Origin of the sequence: Hyalangium ruber, from assembly GCF_034259325.1 — a bacterium.
GTDB lineage: Bacteria > Myxococcota > Myxococcia > Myxococcales > Myxococcaceae > Hyalangium_A > Hyalangium_A rubrum.
On sequence record NZ_JAXIVS010000025.1, the window covers coordinates 91,338 to 99,893 of the forward strand.

Annotated in this window: 5 protein-coding genes; 1 reads left to right on the forward strand and 4 read right to left on the reverse strand. The window is 68.6% G+C overall.

The features are described from left to right. Positions 1 to 13: 13 nt before the first annotated feature. From SYV04_RS41745 to SYV04_RS41760, 4 genes are all read right to left on the reverse strand, one after another. Positions 14 to 3,634: a tetratricopeptide repeat protein gene (locus SYV04_RS41745; protein WP_321551695.1), complete on the reverse strand. Its 3,621-nt coding sequence runs from the start codon at positions 3,632 to 3,634 to the stop codon at positions 14 to 16. Between the two features lie 203 nt (positions 3,635 to 3,837). Beyond that, positions 3,838 to 5,397 carry a tetratricopeptide repeat protein gene (locus SYV04_RS41750; RefSeq protein WP_321551696.1) on the reverse strand — a complete coding sequence of 520 codons (1,560 nt, stop codon included), beginning with the start codon at positions 5,395 to 5,397 and terminating at the stop codon, positions 3,838 to 3,840. Positions 5,398 to 5,411: 14 nt separating this feature from the next. Continuing rightward, positions 5,412 to 6,632 (reverse strand): outer membrane beta-barrel domain-containing protein, encoded by a 1,221-nt coding sequence (locus tag SYV04_RS41755; protein ID WP_321551697.1) that lies wholly within the window; start codon positions 6,630 to 6,632, stop codon positions 5,412 to 5,414. 6 nt (positions 6,633 to 6,638) lie between these two features. Then, on the reverse strand, positions 6,639 to 7,460 hold the full coding sequence (locus SYV04_RS41760; protein WP_321551698.1) for an outer membrane beta-barrel domain-containing protein: 822 nt from the start codon (positions 7,458 to 7,460) through the stop codon (positions 6,639 to 6,641). Between the two features lie 355 nt (positions 7,461 to 7,815). Here SYV04_RS41760 and SYV04_RS41765 point away from each other — a divergent pair. Further along, positions 7,816 to 8,556 (forward strand): globin family protein (locus SYV04_RS41765; protein ID WP_321551699.1); only part of this gene is annotated, 741 nt, incomplete at its 3' end.

The window sequence follows — 8,556 nt, forward strand, 5'->3', positions numbered from 1 at the left end:
GAACGGGTGCGCATCACTGCTGGGCCTCCCCCACCGTGACGGTGGGCGTGGGCTGCGCCTCGGGCGCGGACGGGGCCTGCGGCGCGGATTCAGGGCTGGCCGGAGCGGCGGGCGCGGGCGCGGCCGTGGCGGCCGCCGGCATGCCGGGATCCTTGGCCACGCCCGCGGTGGCGAAGAACTCGCTGCCGCGGAAGGGCACCTGGCGCACCTGGGCGTAGGCCCCGGGGCGGTAGCGGTTCACCTGGTCCTGCGCCGCCAGCGTCCACTCGTTGTAGATGGCCAGCTCGTAGGCCTTCTCCAGCGCCTTCTCCAGCGCCTCGGTGGACTTGTCCTCCAGCGGCAGGGCGAGGTTCTCCAGCTCTCCGCGGTACATGGCGAGCTGCTCCTCATCCAGGCCCTTGGGGTCCGGCGACTCGAGGATGTTGCGGGCGAAGTCCGAGTAGGCCAGGCCGATGCGGGTGATGGCCGCGATGCCCCACTCACCCGAGCCGATGGCCAGCACCGCCGCGTACTCCTTCTCCACCCGCTGGATCTCCTTCTGCTTGGAGGCCAGGTCGCGGCGGATGGTGGCCACGCGGGTGAACTTGATGTCCGTGTAGCGCCTCCACAGCGGCTCCAGCTCCAGGAAGCGGGCGTGGGCATAAGCGTCCAGCAGGCGCACGTCCTTCTTGTCCTCCTCTGAGAGCTTGGCCCAGCCCTTCACCAGCTCGCCCTGCACGCGCTCCATGGCGGGGCGCGCGTCCTTCATCTGCCGGTAGGCCATCAGCTCGCGGTACTTGGCCAGGTAGAGCTGCCCGGCCGAGGTGCGCGCGTCGCGGCCGTAGAACTCCGCGAAGTTGGCGAAGGCCTTGGCGGCGTCCGCCCAGCGCTCGTTCTTCTCGTGCATGAGGGCGATGTTGAAGGCGATCTGCGGCACGTCCTTGCGGTCGCGGAAGCGGTGCATGTAGGCGAGGTAGGCGGTGACGGCCTTCTGCGACTCGCCGACGCCCTCCCACCACAGGCCCGCGTTGAACATCGCGTCGGCCACCCACTCCTCGGCCTCCTTGAGGAGCTGCTCGCGCTCGGTGAGCGGCTTCGTCTCGACCTTGGGCTCAGCGCCCGCGGCGACCGGCTTCTTCGCCGGGGCCTTGGTGGCCTTCTTGGCGACGGCGGTCTTGCCCTTCTTGGCCGCGCCACCCGACTTCGCCTCGTCATAGGCGGCGACGAAGGCCTCGTACATCTGCGCGGCCTTCCGGAACTCGGCCATCTGCTCGTAGAAGTTGGCCAGGGTGTAGCGGACCTTGTGGCCGAACACGCTGTCCGGGTACTCGGCCAGCACGCGCTCGCCGGCCACCACGCCGCGATCCAGCTCGGCGGCCTCCTGGAAGATGATCATCGAGTAGGTGAGCGCCCGGTCCGCGTTCTCCGACTTGGGGAACTCGGTGACGAACTCGAGGAAGAGCTCGGCGGCCTTCTTCGGGTTCTTCTCCTTGCGGTACACCACCTCATCCACCCACTTGTACTGGCTGCCCTCGACGACCTTGGCCACGCGGGTGGCGAAGTCGGTGCCCGGCTTGGTCAGCTTCTTGTTGCCCTGGAACTGGCGCGACAGCTTGTTGAGCTCGAACCACTCCTCGCGGCTCTCGAGCACGAACATGGTGAGGTCCGCCGCGTCACGCGAGCGCCGCTCCTCGGGGAACTTGGTGATGATCTCGCCGAAGCGGCGCGCCGACTCCACGAAGTGGTTGCGATCGTAGAGGATGACGGCGGCCTGGTAGCGCAGGTCCACCTCGTCCGGGTTGTCCGGGTAGAGCTTGTTGTACGTGTCACAGGCGGCGACCAGGCGCTCCTCGAAGCGCGTGAGCGGCTCTTCCTGGCGCTCCTTCGCGTCCTTCTTGACGATGCGCTTCTTCTCGACGTCGCCCTTGTACTTGTTCTCGTCGACCTTCTGGCCGTCCTTGAGGTCGCTCTTGGCGATCTGCCCGCGCTCGATCTTCACCAGCTTGTCGTAGGCGAGCACCGCGGCGAACGAGGCGCTCTTGCGGTAGGCCTCGTTGGACACCTCGCGCGCCGAGTCACGGTCCGGGATCTTGAAGGCCACCACGGCGTCGTACTCGGCGGCGGCGGCCTGCCACTCCTCCAGGGCCCAGAGGATCTCCGCGTAGAAGAAGCGCAGGTTGAAGGCCGAGTCGGCGACGAAGTTCGGATCCTCGTTGGAGGCGAACGCGTCCACGTACTGCTTGTAGATGTCACGCGCGAGCCGGTAGGTCTCCACCTGGCGCGTCTTCTGCGCCTCCTGGTGGTACTCGGTCACCATCACGCGCATGGCCTCTTCGGTGACGTTGAAGGCGTTGCGCAGCACCGGGTTGTTGCTGGCGTTCTGCTTCCACCACGTCCCGTTGGGGCTGTAGAGGTCCACCATGCGCTTCATCTCCGCGCGGACCTGGGTGCGCTGACGCAGCCCCTCGAAGGAGCGGACGATGGCCTGCTGGAACTCGGGCGCGTTGGGGCCCATCGGCTCGTCGTCGATGAGCGTGCGGAACATGAGGATGGCGCTGTCGAAATGGCCCGCGTCCGCCAGGCCCACGGCCGTCTTCGACAGCAGGCGCGCCTGACGCTTCTTCGGGGCCTTCTGCTTGAAGTAGGCCAGGGCCTCCTTGGGCTGATCGAGCTGCACGTAGAAGACGGTCAGGTCATTGAGCGCCTCGGTCTTGAGGTCACCCAGCTCCTCGCCGCGCGTGTCCGCGTAGTCCACCGCCTCCTGCAGCTTCTTGAGGCCCGCGTCGTAGTCACCGCTGTTGTAGTCGCACCAGGCCAGCTTGTAGATGGCGTAGGCGTAGATCTTCGGGACGCCCGTCTCGCGCGCCTTCTCGTAGTTCTGCCGCGCGGGCATCAGCTTGTTGTTCTCGAAGTAGTGGTTGCCCAGCTGGATGTACGTGTCCGGGACGAACTGGGACTTCGGGAAGTCGCGGATCAGCTCCTCGTAGCGCTTCACCGCCTCTTCGCGGCGATTGAGCTCGTAGAGGTTGTAGCCCTGCGAGAAGAGCACCTCGTCGCGCAGCTCGTACTGCGGATAGTCGCGCAGGATGTCCTCGTAGAGGCTCATCGTCTCGGCGCGGTAGCGCTCGCTGTCGCGGTGCTCCTGCTTGGGGGCTTCCACCTTCTCCCCGCGCGCCACCGCGACGTCGTACGCCTTCTCGGCGGCGAGGAAGCGGTCCATCTCCAGCCGGTAGAGGTACTTGGACTTCTCCCAGTACAGCTCCGAGAGCCGGTAGAGCAGATCCGCCTTGCGCGAGGTGCCGTCCTGAATCTTCGGGATCAGCCGCTTGAAGCCCTCGATGGCCTCATCGCGCTTCTTGTCGGCGAGGGCCTCCTTCTTCGCATCGGCGATGCGCGGCAGCTCGGCGAACTTCATGTTCGCGGGGCTCACCCGCGCCGGGCCCTGGCGCCGCTCCTTCTCCTCGGGAGCGCCCGGGATCGGCGAAGGCGCGGCCTTGGCCGACTTGGCCGTCGCCTTCTTCTGTCCTGTGGCCGACTTGGCCGATACAGCAGGCTTCTTCGCCGTCTTTTTGGACGGTGCCGCCGCCTCTCCCACCCCGCTCACGGTGAGCGCCACGCCCACCGCCAGCGCACCGAACCGAAGGAACGCCTTCATGCCAACTCCCGCCATCGAAGGGACGACGCAAGGTAGACGCGCACTTGGGGAATGAGAAGTGCTGCTACCGTGCCAACGCGGCCAATTGCGCCCGAGAGTGCATCGAGGTGTTCGATCGCTAAACAACAAAACGGGGCGGCCACGGTGCGCGGGACAACGCGCGGGGCCACCCCGTTACTCCACTGCCGCTGGAGGCGCTGGAGCTACTCGGCGCCGACCTCGGTGCGCTCCTGGCCCTGGCGGGCCGGGCAGCCCCGCTTGAGGGTGTACTGGTAATAGCCGATCTCGTCGATCCAGAACTCGCCCTGGAACTTCCAGTAGTTCCAGGAGGCCCCGGGCATGGCGGGCCGGTAGAGCGACTGGCGGGTGAGCAGCGCCTTCTGGTCCACGCCCGCCTGGAGCAGGTCCTTCTCATCGAGCGCCGTCTGCACGCGGATGATCTCCGCCTGATCCGCGAAGGTGCGCAGGTTGTCGGCGGCCTCGCGCAGGCGGCTGCGGGCCAGGGTGCCGCCCACCTGGAGCAGCGTGTTGCGCACATCCTCCAGCGCGGCCATGGACTGGGCGCTGAACGCGGTGCCCTTCCAGGCCCCCATTCCGCTGAGCGAGCGCTTCTCCGAGTCCACGCTGGCGAGCACCCGCATCACCTCGCGGATGCGCTCGTTGTTGCGCAGCCACAGGTACACCGGGCGCGGCAGGCGGCGGTTCTCCGAGGCCACGAGGTTGAAGGCGGGGATCAGCTCCATGTCCTCGCCGGTGAAGGGCTCGAGCTGCTTGGCCATGGGCCCGTACACCTCGTCGAAGGCGCCCAGGGTCGTCTTCACCTCATCGAAGAGGCAGCTGTAGTAGTAGACGGTGGCCTTGAGCACCCACGACTCGGGCTGGAAGGCGCCGGCGTACTGCGGCGCATGCAGCGCCTGGAGGCTGCCGAGCGCTCCGCCGAAGTCCTCGTTCTGGAAGCGGGCGAAGCCGTTCTCGAAGAGGGCCTGATCCCAGTAGCGGGTGTAGCGCGGCACGCCCTCGTAGGCCTCGCTCGCCTCCTTGTACTCACCGCGCCCATAGTGCAGGCGGCCCAGCCCCAGCATCGCCAGGTGTTGGGTCTCCGGGAGCTCGAGCTGTCGCTCCCCCTTCTGCTCCAGCACGGCCTTGAAGGCGGTGACGGCGGCCTTGTCCAGCACCTCGGCCTCTCCCGGGCGCCCCGGGAAGCGCGGATCGGCGAGCACCACGCCGAGCAGGTAGCGGGCCTTGGCGTAGAAGCGGCTGTCGGCGGGCACGGCCTCCAGCAGGCTGCGGGCCTCCTCGTAGCGCCCGCGGCGGTGGCTGATGGTGGCCACCAGGTAGTTGATGCGCGCCAGCACCTCGCGCGGCAGCGTCACCCACTGGTCGCGCACCTCATCGGTGTACGCCTGGTTGAGGAGGCTCGGGATGAGGTTCTGCTCATCGAGCTGCTGCTGCATGTCGACGAGCCCCTCCACCGCCTTGAGGTACGAGGGGTGCTTGGAGCCGGCCTTCACGATGGCCGCGTAGGTGACGAAGGCGCTGACCGGCAGCCCCTTCCGGGCGAAGGTCTGCGCCAGGTAGTACTCGGCCTTGCCCTTCGTCTCCGGATCCGAGGCGCGCTCGGAGACCTCGAAGAACAGGGGCGCGGCCGTGTCGAGCTCTCCGGCGTTGAAGGCGGAGAGCGCGCGGTTGTAGGTGTTCACGTCCTGCGCGAGCGCCCCAAGCGGAGCCAGGGCGACGGCGATGAGTGCGAGCAGTCGGGACATGGCAGGGGTTCCCATCAGAAGAGGACCGAGAAGCCGGCGTAGAAGCTCACGTTGTTGAGGACGTCCGAGGAGGGCTCCGCCACCAGATCCCTGCCGAGGATGATGTCCTCGCGGTAGTTCTTCTTCGTCTTCGGATCCACGCCGTCGAACTTCTGGAACTGGCAGCCGCCGCTCAGGCCCAGGTCCGCGAAGGGCGAGTCCGAGGCACGCGCGGCCTCCATCTTCTCGAAGTCGGCCAGGTTGCAGCCATCCACCCGGTCCACGCGGGCGGTGTAGACGAGATCCTTCACCTCCAGGCGGATGGCGTACGAGTCGCCGAACTGGAGCCGGAAGCCGCCGCCCACCGAGCCGAGGAACTTGGTGCCCGCATCTCCGAAGCGCGCCGGCACCCGGAACGTCTCGCCGTCCACCTGGTTGTCCACCTCGGGGCGGATCAGGTGACGCGCGCCGCCGAAGCCCGCGCCGCCGGTGATGACGAGGCTGAACTGCGCGAGCTGGTCGTCATAGAAGGCGAACTTGCCGTACAGCGGCGTCACCTCGACACCTGCCTGCGCGCCCCACACCAGGAGCAGCGAGGAGGCCGCCTGCGCCTGCTCGCGCACCTTGTCGATCAGCTCCAGGTTGAAGTCGCTCTCGTTGGAGTACCAGTTGTACTGGCCGCCCACCTGGAGGGCGAAGTTCTCCTGCAGGTGGTACGTGTAGTTGAGCGCCGTGCCGGTGTGGTTGGTGAACCGGCCGTTCATCTGCACCGTCACCGGGTAGAGCGAGAACTCGTGCCGGCCCTCGTCCGCGAAGCGCTTCTTCTGGACGATGTGGACGGCCACGTTCGGGTTGTAGAGGGGCGCGCCGTGGACCAGCCGCTGCTGCTCGGCCGTCGTGGTGCGCAAGTCCGAGTCCGCCTCCGCCAGAACCGTGGGCGCATCCGAGGACACCGGCGGCTCGACGGCTGGCGGAGCCTCGGGAGCCGGAGCCTGGGCCTCGGCGGCGGGCTCGGCCTGCTCGGGCGCCGGAGCGCGGGACGCGGGCGCGGTCGGCTCGGTCGGCACCGCCGTACCCATCTCGGGACGCGCGGGCGCGGCGGGCGAGGCCGTGGGCTCCGTCGGCGTGGCCACTTGCGGAGGAATGGAGGTCTCGGCGCCCGGAGCGGGCACCGTGGGCTGCTCGGACTGGGCGAAGGCGGGCTGGGCCCGAACCACCGCCACCAGGAGGACCGCGAAGGACAGGATCGTTCGCATGGGTTCTTAGAAGAGGAAGGTGTAGCCGATGTCGAACTGGACCAGGTGCGTGAGGCCCGGGCTGGAGGCGGGCTCGCCGGACTCGGCGCCCGACTCCCAGGCGTCTCGGGACAGGCCCACGCGGTAGGCGTCGCGGAACACCCAGTCCCGCAGCTCGAACTTCACGCCGTGCCGCTGGAAGGCGAAGAAGCGCAGGCCCACCGCCGCGCTCACCACAGGCGCCACCCGGTTCTCCTTCACCCAGAAGTTCTCCGAGGCGCTGGAGCGATCCATCGGATCCGTGCGGTCATCACACACGCCCATGCCGCGGTTCACCACGCGCGTACACTGAATCAGCGACTGGCGCTGGAACGAGGCCAGCCCGCCGCCGGCCCACAGGTAGGCCTGGAAGTGCGCGGGCACGTCCGCCATCAGCGACAGCTTGCCGTACACGGGCGCCCACCGCACGCCGGCCACCCCGTGGAGGTTCATCCGCCACAGGTCCGCCAGCTCGTCGGTGATCTTCTTGTCGTCCCGGTCCAGGAAGCTCTCTGAGATGGAGCGCGCCAGGCCCGTGTGGCGGCTGAAGGCGTAGCCCGCGCGCCCCTCGATCGCCAGGGTGTCGAAGAAGTTGTAGGCCACACCGAGATCCAACGTGTAGTGGGCCGTCAGGTACGTGAGCATCGAGACGCCGACGCTCGGAGAGAACTCGAGGTTGCCCGCGGGCTCGTAGAGCCGGTTGCGGACGACGGCCTCTTCCAGGAGCTGCTCTTCCTGGGCGGCGGCGCCCAGCCCCGTCAGGGCCAGGCACAGCGAAGCGAGCACGCGCAGTGATCGGACGGTCAACATAGGGTTCAGGTGCGGCCCTGGGGTGGGACCGCGGTGTGCTTTGTGGATCAGCGCCCCCTCGGCAGCCGAGCGTCCCAGCGACGCGCGACCCCTTGTTGGCGCATCCATCTGCACATCCGATGCCTCCGGGGCAAGGTGCGCGGCGCCCCGCACCGTGCATTTTTTTCACGGCTGGCCCCCGAGCCGCTCGGTGGATGACGTTTTCACCCCACCGAGCCCTCAAAGGAGCCCCCTTTTGACAGGTGCGCGAGCACAATGCGGCACGGCAGGGGTGATCACCCACCACACCCCACTCCTCCGGCAATCCGACCGGACAGGTCCTCGACCGGACAGGTCCTGTTGAGAGAATCCACCTATGTTCGATCCCAAGCAGCCGGCTCCTCCGCCCAACGCCCCCAACCCCTCCAGCACCGTGTCGTATGGGGCCGGCGCCGTGCCCGTGCCCGCGGGACAGCGCCCCGCGGCGCAGCCCAACGCGCCGGTCGCCGCCAAGGGCGGCTTGAACCCGCGCTCCGTGGAGCTGGTCCAGCGCTCCTGGGCCCAGGTGGCCCCCATCTCGGACGCCGCCTCCAATCTCTTCTACGATCGCCTCTTCGAGCTGGACCCCTCGGTACGGCCGCTCTTCAAGAGCGACCTGGCCCAGCAGAAGAAGAAGCTGATGCAGATGCTCAGCGTCGCCGTGGACGGCCTGAGCAACCCCCAGCGCCTCGTGCCCGTGCTGGAGCAGCTCGGCGCCCGCCACGCCGGCTACATGGTTCAGGAGCACCACTACGGCCTCGTGGGCGAGGCCCTGCTGTGGACCCTGCGTGAGGGCCTCGGCGAGTCCTTCACCCCGGAGACCGAGGCGGCCTGGAAAGAGGTCTACGGCCTCGTCGCCACCGTCATGAAGAAGGCCGCTGCTTCCGGGGCAGCCAAGGCCGCTCCGCCCGTGCCCGCCGCCGCCACCGAGCGGCCGGGACCGCCTGTCCCCACCGCCGCGCGCCCGCCGATGCCGGTCGCCGCTCCCGCCGCGCAGGCCGCTCCGCCTCCCCCGCCCGCCTCCAGCGCGCCCCCGGCCCCACGCCCCACCGCGCAGCCCGCGCCCCCGGCCCCCGCG